The following is an 18,219-nucleotide window of genomic DNA, read 5'->3' on the forward strand; positions in this document are numbered from 1 at the left end:
AACAAAACGTAACATACAAAAGGTCGGCTATCAAAGACAACCGACCTTTTGTTATACAGCAATAGAAACTTTATCGACTAATCTACATTATCATGTAAAAACGAATTATTGGAACGTATCTCCGTCATACCTTCATCAAAAGATAACGTAAAACGAGATACTTGTGAATCTGCAGAATGAGGCACATCATCCAACGTTTTTTGCTTTCTTTTATAAGCAGGCTCATTCTCTAGCTCAGCCAAACCATTAGATGACTTGAGTTTCATACTTAATTCCTTAAGTCTCAAAATACGTTCTTTCGTCTTCAACAATTGATCTTCGAAATTAACATCTTCCTCAACCTTAACAGAAGAATTACCAACCGTTACTGGAGATGCAGCAACAGAAGGGTTTACTATATTATTTACCTGATTCGCAGCTTCTTCATCAACCTTCTCTTCATAAGCATCAAAAACCGTAGGCAGCTTAAATTCGAAAACAGAAGGAGAAGTCTTTAACTCAAATCCATGATTTTCTTCCTTGTCCTCCACAAAGTCATCCTGTATATCCAATGTATGACGAACAATCTGAGGCTCAGCCTGCACAGAAGAATTAGAAAACCCTGTTGGTTTAGACGGCGTAGAAAACAAATCAGCTTGAGGTGTACCCACAGGAGCTTCAGCAGTGTTCGTAGGAACGATTTGCTTTATATAGCTATCCACTCTCGTGTCTGTAGATCGCTCTGCGAATTGATTCTGCGCAACTGGCTTAACAAAAGGAGCTGGAGCTTCTGGTGTAAGCGGCAATGCAACCTTTTCTTTCTCTTTTTCTTTAATCCGTTCTTCCGAAGTCTGGAAACCTGTGGCAATAATAGTCACAGACAGACCGTCTTCCAATGCCTCATCCACACAGTTACCCCAAATCAAATCAGCAGTCAGTCCAGCCTTTTCTTGAATAAAATCAGTAATAATTGCGACCTCGTCCATAGTCACCTCAGTTTTACCCGATGTAATATTCAACAAAATATAACGAGCTCCCTCAATTTCATTATCCTTAAGTAACGGCGATGCTAATGCGCCTGTTACTGCTTTAAGCGCTCTATCGTCTCCGGATGCAACGTGATTCCCCATAATCGCCACACCACTATCGTTCATAACTGTGCGCACATCTTTAAAATCCACGTTGACATAACCAGGGATAGTTATAATCTCAGCAATACCTTTAGCAGCCGTAGTTAATATATCATCCGCTTTCGCGAATGCTGCAGTCATCGTCAAATTTCCAAAAATCTCACGTAGACGATCATTAGAAATTACAAGGTATGAATCCACATATTTACGAAGCTCGCTCAAACCTTCTTCCGCTTGCGAACGACGTTTCTTACCTTCGAATGTAAAAGGAGTAGTAATAATCGCGACTGTAAGGATTCCCATCTCTTTTGCAGCCTTCGCCAACACAGGGCTAGCTCCAGTTCCGGTTCCTCCACCCATTCCAGCCGTGATGAACAACATCTTTGTGTTAGCGCCCAACATCCGCTTGATATCGTCGATACTTTCGATAGCAGAGTTTTCACCCACATCAGGATCTGCACCAGCTCCCATACCTTCTGTAAGACTAGCTCCCAATTGTACTTTGTTAGGAATTGGGCTCAACTCCAGCGCTTGCGCATCTGTGTTGCACACAATAAAATCTACACCACTAATCCCTTGCTTGTACATGTGATTGACAGCATTACCACCGCCACCACCTACACCTATAACCTTGATTATAGATGATTGCTCCTTTAACATTTCAAATTGTATCGACATAATATCCTATTTTTATGAACTGCCAAGCAATCAAAATGAAACTCAACAATTCGAATGTAATAATACCAAATTATTAACAACAGTTTTCCACAATTGTTAAAATGTGGAAAAAACTACGTTGTGTTGAAAATTATTTCTTACCTATAAAGGTGTCATCATCAATCTCTTGATTGTCGCGAATGAACTCTGAAATAATTTTCGTAAACCAGCTCTCCTTTTTACTTTGCTTCTCAGCAATCTCTTTTACCTGTACCTTTTCGGTCTTTCTGCTCGCCATTTCGTGATTTGCAGCTTCCTCGTCTTCCAAGATCTGAATACCTTTGATCAAAAGACCAATACTTGTAGCATACATTGGGCTCTTCATTTCCTCAAATGTCTGCTTATTCAACATATCCGTCTTCGCTAGATACTCATTTGGATAACCGATGCGACAATCTATTCCAGTGATATACTCGACCAATTGTACCAAATGCTTCAACTGTGCCCCCCCACCTGTAATAACAATACCGGCAATCAACTTATCCTCGTATCCCGAAGATTTGATTTCGTAGTATACGTGCTCAATGATTTCTTCCATACGTGCCTGAATAATATAAGCCAAGTTCTTCACTGATATCTCTTTCGAGTCACGTCCGCGTATCCCCGGAACACAGATTACCTCATTCTCTTTATTTTCATCCGCTAATGATGATCCGTATCTCACTTTCAACTGCTCCGCCTGATTTCTAAGTACAGCACAACCTTGACGGATATCTTCAGTTACAATATTACCTCCTAATGGAATTACAGCAGTATGACGGATGATTCCCTCGTGGAAAATAGCCACGTCGGTAGTACCTCCACCAATATCAACAAGAACAACACCAGCCATTTTTTCTTCATCATCCAATACAGCTTCGGAAGATGCTAAAGGCTCCAACACTAGGGACGAAACTTCAAGATCAGCATTATCAACGCACTTCTTGATGTTTTTAATATCCGTAACCCGTCCAGAGATGATATGGAAATTTGCTTCCATACGACGCCCTGCCATTCCGATAGGTTCTTTGATACCAGGTTCATTATCTATTGTAAACTCCTGAGGCAAGACATGGATAATCTCTTCTCCCGGAGGAAGAACCAATTTATACATATCCGAAATCAATCGCTCTACATCGATTCTACCTATTTCATCGTCATCGCTTTTGGTTAAAATACCGCGATGTTGGATGCTCTTGATGTGCTGACCTGCAATCCCGATATTTACGACTTTAATATCCACATTGGACTGTCCTTCAGCCGAGGAAACTGCTTCCCTGATACTGAATACGGTCTTTTGAATATTAGCGACCACGCCACGGTTTACTCCTGCAGATTCGGCTTTACCAACGCCCAACAACTCAATTTTATTAGAACCACTGCGTCTCCCCACAGTAACACAAATCTTTGTTGTACCGATATCCAATCCTACGATGATTGGATTCTCTCTTTCAATGTCTGTAATTCTTGGTTTCATATGCTGTATATTATGCTGTATTGTTAATTTTTCATATTCATTTTCATCTGCAAACTGTCGATAAACCAGTTTCCCCTACGCTCACAGATGATCTGACCGCCATATTTGACGTTCACTTTTTCATAAGCCTCGCTGCCTACCTTAGGCAGAATATTCTTGTAATACACCTCTAGCCTTCTCAACTTATAATCTAGAGAATCTGCCGAACCGATCACCAAGACTTCCCGCCCTACACGTGGAATCAATTCGATATCCCGCTGTTCATTGACAAAAATCTGTACAATTTGGTTTTCCCAAAGATTATCGCCTCGAACATGTCCCGCTATACGTACCAAATCCTGCACTAACTTGGACTCGACCATCTCCAGCGGTTGCTTATACCCTTCACTGATATTGCCATTGGCTACCATCACATGTGGCACATATTTCAATGTCACGGGAACTTTCTTGCCCAAGCGATCCACATAGTACTCGCGTCCGGCTTTGTTGATCACCCGTAATACGACTTCGCGCTGCTGTACCGTGACCTGCATCGTCCCATCCATATCCAGATGTACTTCCGCATTGGATACATAAGGCAACATTTCGATCGCTTCTTCTATCTGTTGTACTTTTATACCTGCCAACTCTTTTCCGACAACTGACCCGAATTTCTGATCGATCATCTTCGAAATATCCTGTTGGTCGATAAATGTTTCCTTACCCTCCACAACTACTTTCAACTCTTTACATAGTTGTTGGCTATCCTTCTTTGATACCAGACCCATAAGCATAGCTAAGCCTACAAAGATCACTAGACCTAAGAAAACGTAAAAAACCATGCTCCATCTGATATTTCTCATACTATCTCTCCAATAATTCTTTCAATGGTTTCACCAATCGATCGATATCTCCTGCCCCTACTGTTACCAACAATTCAGGCTGCTCATCCCTAGCGATCTCCAAAACTTCCTGTGGACTCACCACGCGCTTGTTCGACAAGTCGACCTTATCCAACAACCACGACGAAGTCACTCCTTCGATAGGTAATTCCCGTGCAGGATATATTTCCATAAGCAACAGCTCATCCGCCATACCCAATACCTCTGCAAATCCATCTATAAAATCACGCGTCCTGGTAAACAGATGAGGCTGAAATACAACCGTCAATTTCTTCTCTGGATAAAGTTTACGCATAGAGCTCAAAAAAGCCCTTAGCTCTTCGGGATGATGCGCATAGTCATCAATGTAAATATGCTTCTCATTCCTAACAATAAATTCAAAGCGACGCTTAGCCCCTTTAAAATTAGCCAGTGCGTCGACGATCTTTGAATCATCTATCTTCAACAGTCGCGCTACCGTAATCGCGGCTACCGCATTCTCCACATTGTGAAGCCCCGCTATACCTAAAAGAATATTCGCGATTGTCACTTCATGACTCACGTAATCAAAATAAAACTGACAGTCTTTAACGTGTATATTTTTAGCATAAGCATCCGCTTCAACATGCTGCGAATAGCTAATATCTCCTTTAAAAGGCAAGCCTTTTTTCACAATCCGCTTTCCACCATCTACGACCCTATCCAGATACATCTCAAATGATTCGATCAAATGCGATTCATCGCCATAGATATCTAAATGATCCGCATCTGCAGATGTCACGATAGCGATATCCGGATGTAGCGTCAAAAACGAACGGTCGTACTCATCTGCTTCGACCACCACCACATTATTTGCTCCAAAAAGCACATTCGTATTATAGTTTGAACTTATCCCCCCTAAGAATGCAGAGCAGTCATAACCGGAATCTTTCAAAATATGAGCAATCATAGTTGAGGTCGTCGTCTTGCCATGCGTCCCCGCTACTCCAATAGTAAAACGGCTAGCACTGATAATCCCTAATACCTGTGAGCGTTTGAAAAGCTCAAAGCCTTTATCCAGAAAATAGTTCTTTATCTTCAATTCCTTAGGAACCGCTGGCGTATAGATAATCAAAGCTTCTTCCGATGGTGCTGAAAAGGACGCCTCGACCGTAGTGACATCATCTTCATACACCACAGGGATACCTTCCTTAGCCAAAGCCATAGTTAGTTCCGTTTCCGTTCTATCATATCCACTCACCTCACAGCCCAGTTTATGAAAGTAACGCGCCAGACCACTCATCCCGATACCACCGATACCGATTAAATAAACTTTCTTTATCTGATCAATGTTCATATCCCCTATTCCTAGATTAATTTCAATACCTCTTTTGCAATTACCTCATCGGCATCTAGCAAGGCCATTTTTTCTATATTCTGCCCCAGCTTCTCCGATGTAGGGGCATCATTTAATAATTCCAATATTTTATCCACCAGCACATCTCTCGCCTCCACATCCTTCACCATCACTGCGGCGTCCTTATTCACTAATGCCATCGCATTTTTTGTCTGATGGTCCTCAGCTACATTAGGCGACGGCACCAAAATAACAGGCTTACCGACCACACATAGTTCTGAGATTGTACCTGCTCCTGCACGGGCCACGATCAGATCTGCGGCAGCATATGCATAATCCATCTTCTGCAAGAAAGCAGACATTTTAATGCTATTGGGAAGTTTCCCTCCAAGTTCTGCTGTCAGCTTATCCACATAGTACCCGCCGCATTGCCAGATGACCTGTACACCTGCCGCATTCAACTTATCAATATTATTCTTCACGCAGTCATTGAGCGTACCCGCCCCTAGACTTCCCCCCGTCACCAAAATAGTTTTCTTACCCGCCTCTAGACCGAAATCAACCAAAGCCTCTCCTTTTTTACCTTCAATATCCACCGACGTACGGCGAATGGGATTTCCCGTCAATAGCACCTTTTCCTTTGCAAAGAACTGCTCCATCCCCTCATAAGCAACGCAGACTTTCTTAGCTTTCTTGCCTAAGCTCTTATTTGTCTTTCCAGCAAAAGAGTTTTGCTCCTGAATCAGCGTTGGCACCCCCATCATATTTGCCATCATCAACAACGGACCAGAAGCATAACCACCAACACCTACAGCGACGTCAGCTTTAAAATCCTTGATAATCTTTCTTGCTTTCAACAAACTATCCAGCATCTTAAATGGTAAAGAAAGATTTTTCAGTAAAGACGAACGGTTGAACCCCTGAATATTCAAACCGATTATCGTATAACCTGCCGCAGGTACTTTCTCCATCTCCATCTTTCCCTCGGCTCCAACAAACAGAATCTCAACATCGGGCTCAATACGGCGCAAAGCATTAGCAATTGCTATCGCAGGGAAGATATGTCCTCCTGTACCGCCACCACTGATAATTACTTTATGCGCCATTTTATTAGTATTTAGTATTGAAATACCTATAACTCTATTAACCTTATTACCTTAAAATCAAATTGTACCGACGACAACCCTTTTAGGCTTTATCACCTCGTCCAATTCTTCTTTACCTTTTAATTCTTCAATATTCCTACTCACAGACAGAATTATCCCTAATGCCACTGATGTAAACAAAATGGATGTCCCACCCATACTCACCAATGGAAGCGGAACTCCTGTCACCGGCCCTAATCCTACAGCCACAGCCATATTTGCAAGAGCCTGTATTGTTAGACTAAATCCTAAACCTGCTGCCAAAAATGCACCGAATGCACGTGGACTCATCGTTACGATACGAATACAACGATACATCAAAGCCAAATACAAAAACAACAGAATCACGCCACCCATCGTACCATATTCCTCAATTATAATCGCGAATATGAAATCCGAATAAGGGTGTGGCAAAACATTACGCTGTACGCTATTCCCAGGCCCCAGACCAAACATACCACCTGTCGCAATTGCGATTTTAGCATTATTCGCCTGATAGTTTTTATCCTCCTGAAAAGGAACATTCGTCTCGTGCACTTCCTCCGTCTTGAAGAAACCTTCAATACGGCTGAAATAAGTCGCCCGTCGCGGACCAACAGAGATCACTATTATTCCCAATACCGCTACACCTGCCGTAACCATAGCAATCTGCCTAAAGGAAATACGGCCAATCAACAACAAAAGAACACTGGTTCCAAAAAGCATCACCGCCGTAGACAAGTTGGCCCAGGCAATCAAAACAAAAACCGCACAGACTGCCCCCATAATAGGAACAAAGGACTTCTTCACATCCTTAATCTCCTCTTGCTTACGTGACAACATACGCGCCAAGAAGGTAATCAGAGCTAGTTTTGCCAAATCCGAAGTTTGGAATGTCTGATTGATCACTGGGATGGTAACCCACCGCGATGCCTCATTCACTGAACTACCGAAAATCAACGTATATAACAGTAAAGGGATTGTAATAACCATCAGTATCTTCGAAATACCTGCGTACCATTTGTAATCCAACTTATGGGACAGATACATCAAAAGCAACCCCACAGCTACAATAGAAAAATGCTTAAACAGATACAGCTCCGTCCCTTTTCCTTCTTTATAAGCCAACGTACCTACAGAACTATACACAGCAAGCAGAGACCATCCTGATAGAATTATCACGATAATCCAGATCCACTTGTCTCCTTTAAGTTTTGCAAATATCTGTTCCATTATCTTTTTTCCTCTATTATTGAGCTATCAAGTGAACCTGTTATCGGGTTGTCTTTACAAATTCAAAACCTTGATAACTTATTAACTCTTTCACTTGCTAACTTATTAACTACCTAACCTACAACGCCATTACAGCATCTTTAAATTTATCTCCTCGTTCTTCGTAATTTTTAAACCAATCAAAACTTGCGCAAGCAGGTGACAACAATACAGTATCTCCTTTTTTAGCAAGATGCGATGCGATCTGTACAGCGTCATCCATAGAAGCACTATTTACAATCACGTCTACCTCATCTTCAAATGCATCATGAATGCGTGAAGTATCCTTACCGATACAGATAATCGCTTTAACCTTTTGCTTCACCAAATCGCGCAACATATCATAATCATTTCCTTTATCTACCCCTCCTAACAGAAGAACGATATCTGGCGAAAAGCTTTCCAACGCATACCATACCGAATTCACGTTGGTAGCCTTAGAATCGTTGATATAATTGACACCACCTATAAATGCCACATGCTCCAATCGGTGCGGTATATTGACATAAGAGCCCATACTCTCCTTCATCGTCTGATTGCGCAACTCTTGTACTTTAGCGACCAAACCTGACGCCATATTATTGTACACGTTGTGTCTTCCCTGTAATGATAACTCTTCAATATTCATCGCAAATATCTCTCTATTAGGTATGTTAATTATTAATTCTTTCTTCTCGTTTAAATATGCACCTACCGACACGACATCCTCTTGTGTCATCGGTAGCATCATTGCTTTTATATCAAATCTCGGCAGTGCTTTGACCGTCTCTTCATCATCGCTACAGTAGATAAAGAAATCGTTAGCCGTTTGATTCTGAATCACTCTGAACTTCGAGTTCACATAGTTTTCCATCTTGTAATCATACCGATCCAAATGATCTGGAGTAATATTCAACAATACAGCTACATCTGCTCTAAAGTGATACATATCATCCAGCATAAAACTCGATATCTCCAAGACGTACACATCAAAATCTGCACGCGCTACCTGCAAAGCAAAGCTCTTACCGATATTGCCTGCCAACCCCACATGAAGGCCGGCCTTCTCCAACATATAGTGTGTCAACATTGTTGTTGTCGACTTCCCATTCGATCCCGTAATACAGATCAAACGAGCATCGGTATATTGCGCAGCAAATTCGATTTCTGAAATAAGTGGAATACCCGCTTCTCTCAGCTTTTTTATTAAGGGCGCCTTCTCCGGAATACCGGGGCTCTTGACAATCACATCTGCATTCAAAATAGCCGCTTCTGTATGCTGACCGCTTTCAAAAGCGATTCCTTCATCTTGCAACTGCTTCTGATAAGATTCTGCTATTACCCCTAGGTCGGATACGAATACATCAAACCCCTTATCCTTACCCAGGATAGCAGCTCCAACGCCGCTCTCTCCTGCTCCCAGAATCACTAAGCGACCTTGCTGTGGATAATATGTATTTGCAATATTTGCCATCTTATCTAACTTTCAACGTTACTATGGTTAAAATCGCCAGAATCACACCCACAATTACAAATCGGGTTACAATCTTGGCTTCGTGATATCCTTTCTTTTGGTAATGATGATGCAACGGAGACATTAAGAAAATGCGTCGCCCTTCACCAAACTTCTTCTTCGTATACTTAAAATAGGAAACCTGCGTAATAACCGAGACCAACTCAATCAAGAACACACCACACAGCACCGGAATCAACAATTCCTTACGGATCAGGATAGCGAATGCTGCGATATTGCCTCCGATCATCAACGATCCTGTATCTCCCATAAATACCTGCGCAGGGTAAGCATTGTACCATAAGAACCCAGTACAGGCTCCTATAAATGCTCCCGCAAAAATCACCAGTTCTCCCGAATTCGGGATATACATGATATTCAAATAATCCGAGAAGATAATATTACCCGATACATACGCCAGTATCGCGAGAGTAATCCCTATAATTGCCGACGTTCCCGTCGCCAATCCATCTATACCATCCGTTATATTCGCTCCATTCGACACTGCTGTCACAATAAATACAACAACAAAAAGGAATAGAAAAAAAGTAGGCCACTTGCCTTCTAAACCAACAACGTCTAATACCTTGGAATAGTCAAACTCATTGTTTTTGTAAAACGGAATGTTTGTCTTCGTTGACTTCACATTTTCGGCATACGTCTTTTCACCTGTCTGTGGATTGATGATCACCTCCACAGGTCGCGATGAACTCGGATTTGTCACCTGCTCCCGCACCACGATATCCGGATGGAAATACATCGTTATCGCAATCAACGTACCTAATCCCACTTGACCAATCACCTTAAATCGGCCAGCCAATCCCTCTTTATTCTTACGAAAGACCTTGATATAATCATCTAGAAAACCAATAGCTCCCATCCAAAGAGTCGTAATGATCATGATGATAACATAAATATTATCCAACTTGGCAAACAATAATGTCGGGATCAGAATACCTGCAATAATAATCAATCCTCCCATCGTGGGTGTACCCTGCTTCTTTTTCTCCCCTTCTAGCCCTAAGTCGCGAATAGTCTCACCGACCTGCTTTTTATGCAACAACCGGATCAAACGGCTACCAAAGACTGTAGTAATAATCAAAGAGACAATAACCGCCATTGCCGTCCTAAACGAGATGTACTGAAACAACCCCGCCCCAGGAATATGTAAGTGCTCTTGTAACCAAGTAAATAAATAATATAACATCGGCTCTTGTTATTGTTCGTTAAATGTATTTTCTAATTCCTCACGATCATCAAAATGATGACGCACGCCATTGATTTCTTGATATTTCTCGTGTCCCTTTCCGGCAATCAGCACAATGTCCCCAGGCGATGCCAAATGGCAGGCCGCACGGATAGCTTCCCTCCGGTCCGAGATACTAAACGTATTTTTCTTTTTATCGGCAGGTACTCCTGCTTCCATTTCCTTGATAATAGCCAGCGGATCCTCTGTACGCGGATTATCTGAAGTAATAATAACTTTGTCGCTGTACTTCAAAGCCACTTTAGCCATTTCTGGACGTTTGGTCCGATCGCGATCTCCACCACACCCCAGCACGGTAATAATTTGCTGTGTTCCGGTGCGCAATTGCTGAATCGTCTCGAGGACATTCTCCACGGCATCGGGTGTATGGGCATAATCGACCACTCCAACAATCCCCTTAGCCGAACGGACTGTTTCAAAGCGACCCTCCGCACCAGTGATCTCACTCAATGCGGTCAATACCTTTAAGGTTTCCTGTTCAAGCAAAATAGCAGCACCATATACCGCTAGAATATTATAAGCATTAAATCCGCCTACTAGTTTAACCCACACTTCTTGCCCATCAATCTGCAAAAGCATACCATCAAAATGGCTTTCGATTACTTTAGCTTTAAAATCAGCCATATGCTGTAACCCATAAGTCTTCCGATGTCCAAATGTGTTCTGCAACATCACAGCACCGTTTTTATCATCGATATTGGTCAAAGCAAAAGCATAGCGGTCCAACTCATCAAAAAAGCGCTTCTTCGCTTTGATATAATTACTGAATGTCTTGTGAAAATCCAGGTGATCATGCGTGATATTCGTAAATATTCCTCCGGCAAACCGCAGACCTGCTATACGTTGTTGTACCACAGCATGCGAACTGACTTCCATAAAACAATAATCACACCCCTCATCTATCATTTCACGCAGCAACTTATTCAGCACCACGGGATCCGGAGTCGTGTGCGTTGCGGGGATTATACGATCACCGACACGATTTTCCACAGTAGACAACAATCCGACATGATATCCCAAATGATCAAACAAATTAAATAACAATGTCGCCACCGTAGTCTTTCCGTTAGTCCCGGTCACTCCCACTAACTTCAGGTCTTTCGACGGATTACTATAAAAATTGCCCGCAATAAGCCCCAATACATAGGCACTATCATTCACCAACAAATAAGTCACGGTATCGAGCATATCTTTCGGCAGTTCCTCTACCACCACGGCTGCCGCACCGAGCGCAGCCACCTTCTCTATAAAGAGGTGGCCATCTGTATGTACACCTTGTACCGCTACGAACAGCGATCCTGCTTTCACTTCTCTAGAATCAAAGCACACCGAAGTAATCTCCACTTCGAGCGACCCTTCAACCTGTATGACAGGCACTGCATGCAATAATTCTTTTAACATCATATCTAATTCAATTGAAGTTCAACATTTGTCCCTATTTTCAACTTTTCACCTGGTATTAAAGACTGAGACACAACCTTTCCTTTGCCCACAATCCGGCTCTTAAAACCTGCGTTCTCCATGGTATACAGAGCATCGACCAAGCCCATCCCAACGACATTCGGCACCACCCCCTCACGAACCAAAACTTCTACAAAAGGAACTCCCTTATTAGAACTATCAGACACCGTTCCCTGCGCAATCGCATTCCAGTTATAAGACCTAAAACCTAAAGCTTCGTACACTTTGGTCGAAGCTTCTTTAGAACCACCTAACGTCAATGGCGTTTTAACACCAGCAACATTTACATTTCGAGTTGCAAATGAACCGTGTAAAGACAAATCATTCGCATACACCATATCTGCTAACTCTTTAAATACCGGCCCTGCCACCGAACCACCATAATATCCGTTACGCGGATTACGTATCACCACGATCATGGAATATTTCGGATTCTTTGCCGGAAAATAACCGGCAAACGAAGATTGATACCTACGCGCTCCATACCCTCGTGCGTTATCCGCCATCTGCGCCGTACCCGTTTTTCCTGCAGACGCATACAATGGGCTAGTCAATTTCTTCCCAGTTCCCTCCGTCATCACACCTTCCAACATAACCTGCATCTCTGTAATAGCACTTTTTGAGGCCATTTGCTTACTGATAACCCGTGCCTCAAACTTTTCAACCGTATTTCCCAAATGTCTTATTTCCTTCACAAACAGAGGTGCGACCATCTTACCATCATTAGCAACACCATTATACAACACTAAAGTCTGCAAGGGTGTAAGCAACAATTCATAACCATAGGCCATCTGCACCAAAGACAACTTGCTCCAGCTTTTATTTTTCGGTGTCTTTACCACCGGTTTTCCTTCCCCTGGAATCTGTAAGCCTAAAGGCTCGTTCAACCCCCAGCTATGCAATTTTGAAGTAAATTTCGAAGGATTGTCACCATACTTCAGGTTGATTAGCTTCGTGATAGCCACGTTGGATGAGACCTCAAAACCTTCTTTTGCCGTCATCACTGACTTTTTGGGCGCATGTGAATCACGAATTGTATGCGAAGGCACCTTATACGTACCATTTCCCACATCGACCATCGTATTCGTATCAATAAGACCGTCATCCAAAGCCGCCAGATAAGAAGCCAATTTAAACGTCGATCCAGGATCCGCCGATTGCGCTATAGCATAATTGAACTTTTCCCGATACTCACCGTCCTTATCTTTCGTGAAATTTGCAATCGCCCGCACCTCACCCGTTTCTACCTCCATCAAAATCACACACCCTTCATCCGCATTTGAGATCTTCATCTGCTTACCTAGGGCTCGTTGAGCCATATCCTGCATATTGACATCGATCGTCGCAATAATATCCGACCCATCTACAGGAGCCACCTCCACCTCCCTATTCAGGGGCACCCACACACCTCCAGCGATACGTTGCATCATCTGCGCCCCACTTTTACCTTCGATATAATCCCCATATGCCCCTTCCAACCCCACTCGATATTCATCATTTTTATACCCAATCGTACGAGCAGCTAAATTGGTAAAAGGTAAAATGCGTTTGTTTTGCCTTACCGAAACCATACTGCTCGAAAATCGTGTTTTACCTTCTCTAAAGGTCCGCATTAGCGGAAAAGTCTTCAACACTTTTAAATCCTGATGCGAAACCGCTCTCTTAATCAAAACGTAGCGTTGCTTTTTACTCCGCGCATCCTTCAACAAGTTTAAATATTGCCGTGACGAGCGATCTTTAAAGAAACCCGCTAATCTGCTTGCTAAAGAATCCACTTTCAAATTGAAAACATCATTATGTTCCGTAGGGATCGCCATTGCATCGAATCGAATTTCATATTCCGGCACCGAAGTCGCTAACAAACTTCCATCATTCGAAAAAATATTCCCTCTAGCGGCCTCAACCACACGCTCTTGAACCGTCAGACTATCCGCTATAGCCTTCCATTCTTTACCGTCTACATACTGCAAGTGAAGCAGCTTGGCAAATACTGCCAAAGCCCCAAATACCATAAGCCCGAAAGCCAGGTACACTCTTACCAATATGGACTTTCTAATATTCATACCACCTAAGCGCTATTCTATTTTTTCTCTTTTAAAACCTCGAGTTTTATCGGCGGCTCCGTTCGCTCTTTCAAACCCAACGTATCCGCCCTCTTTGCAATCTCTGTCTGGGTCGTTAACTTCATCAACTCCGCAGACAATGATTTATAATCCCAACTCAACTCTTTCACTTCTTTACCCAACCGATCGATCTGCCTCACCGTACGCTCGGCCAGATGCCGATTTGATATATATATCAATGTCAATAAAACCAGAAAAGCAATAAAAGGCAGATTCTTTGTCACCAGATAGGTAGAAATCTTAGCCGGAGAAAATATAGTCCGAATAAAATTCTGCGTCTCCTCTACTTTTTCCTCTACCGCCTCAGACATCTCCTCCTGAACATCCTCACTCAACTCTTTATTACGTATCGTGTTTTTTCTAGACATCCTTATTTATTTTACACGCTCGACTTCCGTCAAACGCCATTACTCTCACCCTCCCCTAGGCCAGCTTTTCAGCAACCCTCAACTTCGCACTTCTCGATCTGTTATTTTCAGCAAGCTCTGTATCCGATGCTGTAATCGCCTTACGCGTCACAATCTTAAACGGCTTGATTTCATTTCCGAAAAAATCCTTCTCCACCTCACCCTTAAACTTACCTTTCAGCATAAAATTCTTGACCAGCCTATCTTCCAATGAATGATAAGACATCACAACCAATCTACCCTCAGGCTTCAACACTGAAATCGTATGCAACAAAAACTCCTGCAATGCTTCCAGCTCTTTGTTCACTTCGATACGCAAAGCCTGAAAAACCTGCGCATGATATTTATGTTCCTTTCCACGAGGAACCATCTTCTTTATAACCTCTTTAAGCTCGGCAACAGTCTCGATAGACTTTGTCAAGCGCGCTGTCACGATCGTTTTTGCTAGAGACTTTGCATTCTGCACTTCACCGTACATCCCAAAAATCCGGTGCAACTCTTCCTCCGAATACGTATTCAGCACCCTGCGTGCATCCAAATCCGACACCTGATCCATCCGCATATCCAAATCCGCATCAAAACGAATGGAAAAACCACGTTCTGCATCATCAAACTGATGCGACGAAACGCCCAAATCTGCCAATATACCGTCCACTTGCCGGATTCCCTCCAAACGGAGAGAATTTTTCAAAAACCTGAAATTCTGATGAACCAACACAAAACGTTCGTCATCAATTTTATTTCGTAGTGCATCCGGATCCTGATCAAAAGCAACCAGGCGACCATTTGATCCAAGATGCTTCAAGATCTCCCGCGAATGCCCGCCACCTCCAAAAGTCACATCCACATACACACCATCTGGCTTAATAGCCAACCCCTCCATACACTCATGGAGCATAACCGGGACATGATATACTTCTTCGCTAGCCATCTAAACCTCCAAAATCTAAACTACCCATCACTTCCTCAGCCAATGCAGAGAAATCCTCCCCATCTCCCAGATCCATTTTCTCATCGTATACGGCTTTCGGCCACACCTCCACTTTATCAAACTGACAAGCCAACACTACATCTCCCTCAATATTCGCATAGTCTAAAAGCACCTTCGGCAACAACACACGTCCTGCCGAATCCAAAGACAAAATAGTCGCTCCACGCATAAACTGACGGACAAACTCCCTGTTCTTCGCATTAAATGTATTCAACTTTGAAATCTTAGCAGCTTGTTTATCCCATTCCTCTCGCGTATAAATAACAAGATTCTTATCGAAACCTCTATTCACAATAAGCCCCTCCTGCTCCACATCCGGCAACTGCCGTTTGAGCGCAGCGGGAACCACCAATCTACCTTTGGCGTCCAACTTACATTCGAATTCTCCGATGAGCTGAATCATTGAGCTAATTATGCTAAATTATATTTCAAATGTAAAAGTATACACTTTCTCCCACAATCCCCCACAATCCCCCACAAAAAAGTTTTCCACATAGAACTTAATCTACAAAGCACTTAAAAAAAGTGCACTGAACGTCCAAAAAGACACCTAATTACTGATTATCAATAAAATCCAAAATTCAATATTTTCTAAATAGCAGTAGCACAACAAGTAACACCAATCCTTAAAAACTCCAAAAAAAACCTTCATTTTCAAAAACTGTGGGGCAAAGTGGTAGGCCCGAAAGCTCGAAATTATTAATTGCCCATCATTCGTTATTCTCCTTCAAATCCAATAATTTTGCACATTAGCCATAGGTGCCGCGAGATACCACCCTTGGCATAATTTTAGTTTTTAAGTTTTTACTTTATATAATGTATAGAAGTCATAATTGTGGCGAGCTACGTGTAGCCGATGTCAACAAAGAAATTACACTTTCGGGTTGGGTTCAAAAGAGCCGGGATAAAGGTTTTATGATCTGGGTAGATCTTCGGGACAGATATGGAATCACACAGCTTATTTTTGATGAAGTACGTACCTCGACCGAAGTAATGAAGTTGGCAAAGTCGTTAAGCCGTGAATATGTCATTCAAGTAAAGGGAACGGTCATCGAACGCGAGTCCAAAAATGCGAATCTTGCTACAGGAGAAATTGAAGTTCTAGTCACTGAACTGACAATTTTAAACGAAGCACAGCTTCCTCCTTTCACCATCGAAGATGAAACTGATGGTGGCGAAGATATCCGTATGAAATACCGTTATCTTGACATCCGCCGCAATCCGGTCAAGAATAGTCTATTATTCAGACATAAGGTAACCCAAGCGGTCAGAAACTACCTTTCCAACCTTGACTTCTGCGAGATAGAGACACCATACCTTATTAAGTCTACACCTGAAGGTGCACGTGACTTTGTGGTGCCTTCGCGTATGAACCCCGGACAATTCTATGCACTACCACAATCCCCACAGACCTTCAAACAGTTATTGATGGTTGGCGGCATGGACAAATATTTCCAGATTGTAAAATGCTTTAGAGATGAAGACCTTCGTGCAGACCGTCAACCGGAATTCACGCAGATCGACTGTGAAATGTCTTTCATTGAACAAGAAGATATCTTAAACGTATTTGAAGGACTGACTAGACATTTGTTAAAATCAATTCACAATATTGATATCGACGCTTTCCCACGTATGACTTTCGACGAAGCCATGCGCAAATATGGTAATGACAAACCCGATATCCGTTTCGGCATGGAGTTTGGCGAATTGAATACAGTAGCACAACACAAAGAGTTTGCGGTATTTAATAACGCAGAACTTGTCGTTGGTATCGCGGTACCCGGAGCTGCCAGCTACACACGCAAAGAGATCGACGGTCTAATCGACTGGGTCAAGCGTCCTCAGGTAGGTGCATTGGGCATGGTCTATGTTAAATGCGAAGCTGACGGATCGTTCAAATCTTCTGTAGACAAATTCTACGACCAGGAGGATCTGGCAAAATGGGCCGAAGCAACTAGAGCAAAAGCAGGAGATTTAATTCTCGTCCTCTCTGGTCCGGCAAACAAAACTCGTGGACAACTGAGCGCATTGCGCATGGAGTTGGGCAACCGTATGGGCCTACGTAAACCCGATGAATTTGCTCCACTATGGGTTGTTGATTTCCCATTACTCGAATGGGACGAAGATACCCAGCGCTATCATGCGATGCACCACCCATTCACCTCTCCTAAGAAAGAGGACATGCACTTACTCGATACCGATCCAGGTAAAGTCAGAGCCAATGCGTACGACTTGGTACTGAATGGTAACGAAATCGGTGGTGGATCTATCCGTATCCACGACAAAGAAACACAAGCCTTGATGTTCAAACATCTTGGTTTTACCGCCGAGCAGGCACAGGAACAATTTGGCTTCTTGATGAATGCATTTCAATATGGAGCTCCGCCACACGGAGGATTAGCTTTCGGCTTGGATCGTCTTACCGCTATATTGGGTGGACAAGAGACCATACGTGACTTTATAGCGTTCCCTAAAAACAATTCGGGCCGAGATGTCATGATCGACGCCCCAGCAAAAATAGACCCAACTCAACTCGAGGAACTGAGTCTTGCCTTAAACATTAAATCATAATAAAAACTAACACACCTATAATACGAGGGGTTT

General features: G+C 42.8%; 14 protein-coding genes. 1 reads left to right on the forward strand and 13 read right to left on the reverse strand.

The window, feature by feature from the left end:
- Positions 1 to 77 precede the first annotated feature (77 nt).
- From ftsZ to mraZ, 13 genes are all read right to left on the reverse strand, one after another.
- Positions 78 to 1,787, reverse strand: a complete 1,710-nt coding sequence (gene ftsZ / locus JKG61_RS21155; protein ID WP_202105008.1) for a cell division protein FtsZ — start codon at positions 1,785 to 1,787, stop codon at positions 78 to 80.
- Between the two features lie 130 nt (positions 1,788 to 1,917).
- Positions 1,918 to 3,282 carry a cell division protein FtsA gene (gene ftsA, locus JKG61_RS21160; RefSeq protein WP_133582522.1) on the reverse strand — a complete coding sequence of 455 codons (1,365 nt, stop codon included), beginning with the start codon at positions 3,280 to 3,282 and terminating at the stop codon, positions 1,918 to 1,920.
- Between the two features lie 23 nt (positions 3,283 to 3,305).
- Complete coding sequence (locus tag JKG61_RS21165; RefSeq protein ID WP_202105009.1) at positions 3,306 to 4,124, reverse strand: cell division protein FtsQ/DivIB; 819 nt, start codon at positions 4,122 to 4,124, stop codon at positions 3,306 to 3,308.
- Position 4,125: 1 nt separating this feature from the next.
- A complete protein-coding gene (murC, locus tag JKG61_RS21170) occupies positions 4,126 to 5,478 on the reverse strand; it encodes a UDP-N-acetylmuramate--L-alanine ligase (protein WP_202105010.1) in 1,353 nt (450 codons plus the stop codon).
- 11 nt (positions 5,479 to 5,489) lie between these two features.
- On the reverse strand, positions 5,490 to 6,584 hold the full coding sequence (murG, locus tag JKG61_RS21175; protein ID WP_202105011.1) for an undecaprenyldiphospho-muramoylpentapeptide beta-N-acetylglucosaminyltransferase: 1,095 nt from the start codon (positions 6,582 to 6,584) through the stop codon (positions 5,490 to 5,492).
- Positions 6,585 to 6,641: 57 nt separating this feature from the next.
- Positions 6,642 to 7,835, reverse strand: coding sequence for an FtsW/RodA/SpoVE family cell cycle protein (locus JKG61_RS21180; protein ID WP_021071414.1), 1,194 nt, complete (start codon positions 7,833 to 7,835; stop codon positions 6,642 to 6,644).
- 118 nt (positions 7,836 to 7,953) lie between these two features.
- The gene (gene murD, locus JKG61_RS21185) at positions 7,954 to 9,327 is read right to left on the reverse strand and encodes a UDP-N-acetylmuramoyl-L-alanine--D-glutamate ligase (protein WP_202105012.1); all 1,374 of its coding nucleotides are present in this window, start codon (positions 9,325 to 9,327) and stop codon (positions 7,954 to 7,956) included.
- A gap of 1 nt (position 9,328) precedes the next feature.
- Positions 9,329 to 10,573 carry a phospho-N-acetylmuramoyl-pentapeptide-transferase gene (gene mraY / locus JKG61_RS21190; RefSeq protein ID WP_202105013.1) on the reverse strand — a complete coding sequence of 415 codons (1,245 nt, stop codon included), beginning with the start codon at positions 10,571 to 10,573 and terminating at the stop codon, positions 9,329 to 9,331.
- 9 nt (positions 10,574 to 10,582) lie between these two features.
- Positions 10,583 to 12,037 carry a UDP-N-acetylmuramoyl-L-alanyl-D-glutamate--2,6-diaminopimelate ligase gene (locus tag JKG61_RS21195; RefSeq protein ID WP_202105014.1) on the reverse strand — a complete coding sequence of 485 codons (1,455 nt, stop codon included), beginning with the start codon at positions 12,035 to 12,037 and terminating at the stop codon, positions 10,583 to 10,585.
- Between the two features lie 2 nt (positions 12,038 to 12,039).
- Positions 12,040 to 14,157: a penicillin-binding protein gene (locus JKG61_RS21200; RefSeq protein WP_202105015.1), complete on the reverse strand. Its 2,118-nt coding sequence runs from the start codon at positions 14,155 to 14,157 to the stop codon at positions 12,040 to 12,042.
- A gap of 17 nt (positions 14,158 to 14,174) precedes the next feature.
- Positions 14,175 to 14,585: an FtsL-like putative cell division protein gene (locus JKG61_RS21205; RefSeq protein WP_202105016.1), complete on the reverse strand. Its 411-nt coding sequence runs from the start codon at positions 14,583 to 14,585 to the stop codon at positions 14,175 to 14,177.
- 55 nt (positions 14,586 to 14,640) lie between these two features.
- A complete protein-coding gene (gene rsmH / locus JKG61_RS21210) occupies positions 14,641 to 15,555 on the reverse strand; it encodes a 16S rRNA (cytosine(1402)-N(4))-methyltransferase RsmH (RefSeq protein WP_202105017.1) in 915 nt (304 codons plus the stop codon).
- Positions 15,548 to 16,018, reverse strand: a complete 471-nt coding sequence (gene mraZ, locus JKG61_RS21215) for a division/cell wall cluster transcriptional repressor MraZ (protein WP_133582511.1) — start codon at positions 16,016 to 16,018, stop codon at positions 15,548 to 15,550. The genes rsmH and mraZ overlap by 8 nt, the downstream gene beginning before the upstream one ends.
- Positions 16,019 to 16,431: 413 nt before the next feature.
- Here mraZ and aspS point away from each other — a divergent pair, with 413 nt between their 5' ends.
- Positions 16,432 to 18,186 carry an aspartate--tRNA ligase gene (gene aspS / locus JKG61_RS21220; protein WP_202105018.1) on the forward strand — a complete coding sequence of 585 codons (1,755 nt, stop codon included), beginning with the start codon at positions 16,432 to 16,434 and terminating at the stop codon, positions 18,184 to 18,186.
- The last annotated feature ends 33 nt before the right edge of the window (positions 18,187 to 18,219 follow it).

Source organism: Sphingobacterium faecale, from assembly GCF_016746095.1.
Taxonomy (GTDB): domain Bacteria; phylum Bacteroidota; class Bacteroidia; order Sphingobacteriales; family Sphingobacteriaceae; genus Sphingobacterium; species Sphingobacterium faecale.

Coding starts and splice junctions, on each gene's coding strand:
- murC (WP_202105010.1), bottom strand. CDS start 5,478: ATGAACATTGATCAGATAAAGAAAGTTTATTTAATCGGTATCGGTGGT.
- mraZ (WP_133582511.1), bottom strand. CDS start 16,018: ATGATTCAGCTCATCGGAGAATTCGAATGTAAGTTGGACGCCAAAGGT.
- mraY (WP_202105013.1), bottom strand. CDS start 10,573: ATGTTATATTATTTATTTACTTGGTTACAAGAGCACTTACATATTCCT.
- JKG61_RS21200 (WP_202105015.1), bottom strand. CDS start 14,157: ATGAATATTAGAAAGTCCATATTGGTAAGAGTGTACCTGGCTTTCGGG.
- murD (WP_202105012.1), bottom strand. CDS start 9,327: ATGGCAAATATTGCAAATACATATTATCCACAGCAAGGTCGCTTAGTG.
- JKG61_RS21180 (WP_021071414.1), bottom strand. CDS start 7,835: ATGGAACAGATATTTGCAAAACTTAAAGGAGACAAGTGGATCTGGATT.
- JKG61_RS21165 (WP_202105009.1), bottom strand. CDS start 4,124: ATGAGAAATATCAGATGGAGCATGGTTTTTTACGTTTTCTTAGGTCTA.
- JKG61_RS21205 (WP_202105016.1), bottom strand. CDS start 14,585: ATGTCTAGAAAAAACACGATACGTAATAAAGAGTTGAGTGAGGATGTT.
- murG (WP_202105011.1), bottom strand. CDS start 6,584: ATGGCGCATAAAGTAATTATCAGTGGTGGCGGTACAGGAGGACATATC.
- ftsZ (WP_202105008.1), bottom strand. CDS start 1,787: ATGTCGATACAATTTGAAATGTTAAAGGAGCAATCATCTATAATCAAG.
- aspS (WP_202105018.1), top strand. CDS start 16,432: ATGTATAGAAGTCATAATTGTGGCGAGCTACGTGTAGCCGATGTCAAC.
- ftsA (WP_133582522.1), bottom strand. CDS start 3,282: ATGAAACCAAGAATTACAGACATTGAAAGAGAGAATCCAATCATCGTA.
- JKG61_RS21195 (WP_202105014.1), bottom strand. CDS start 12,037: ATGATGTTAAAAGAATTATTGCATGCAGTGCCTGTCATACAGGTTGAA.
- rsmH (WP_202105017.1), bottom strand. CDS start 15,555: ATGGCTAGCGAAGAAGTATATCATGTCCCGGTTATGCTCCATGAGTGT.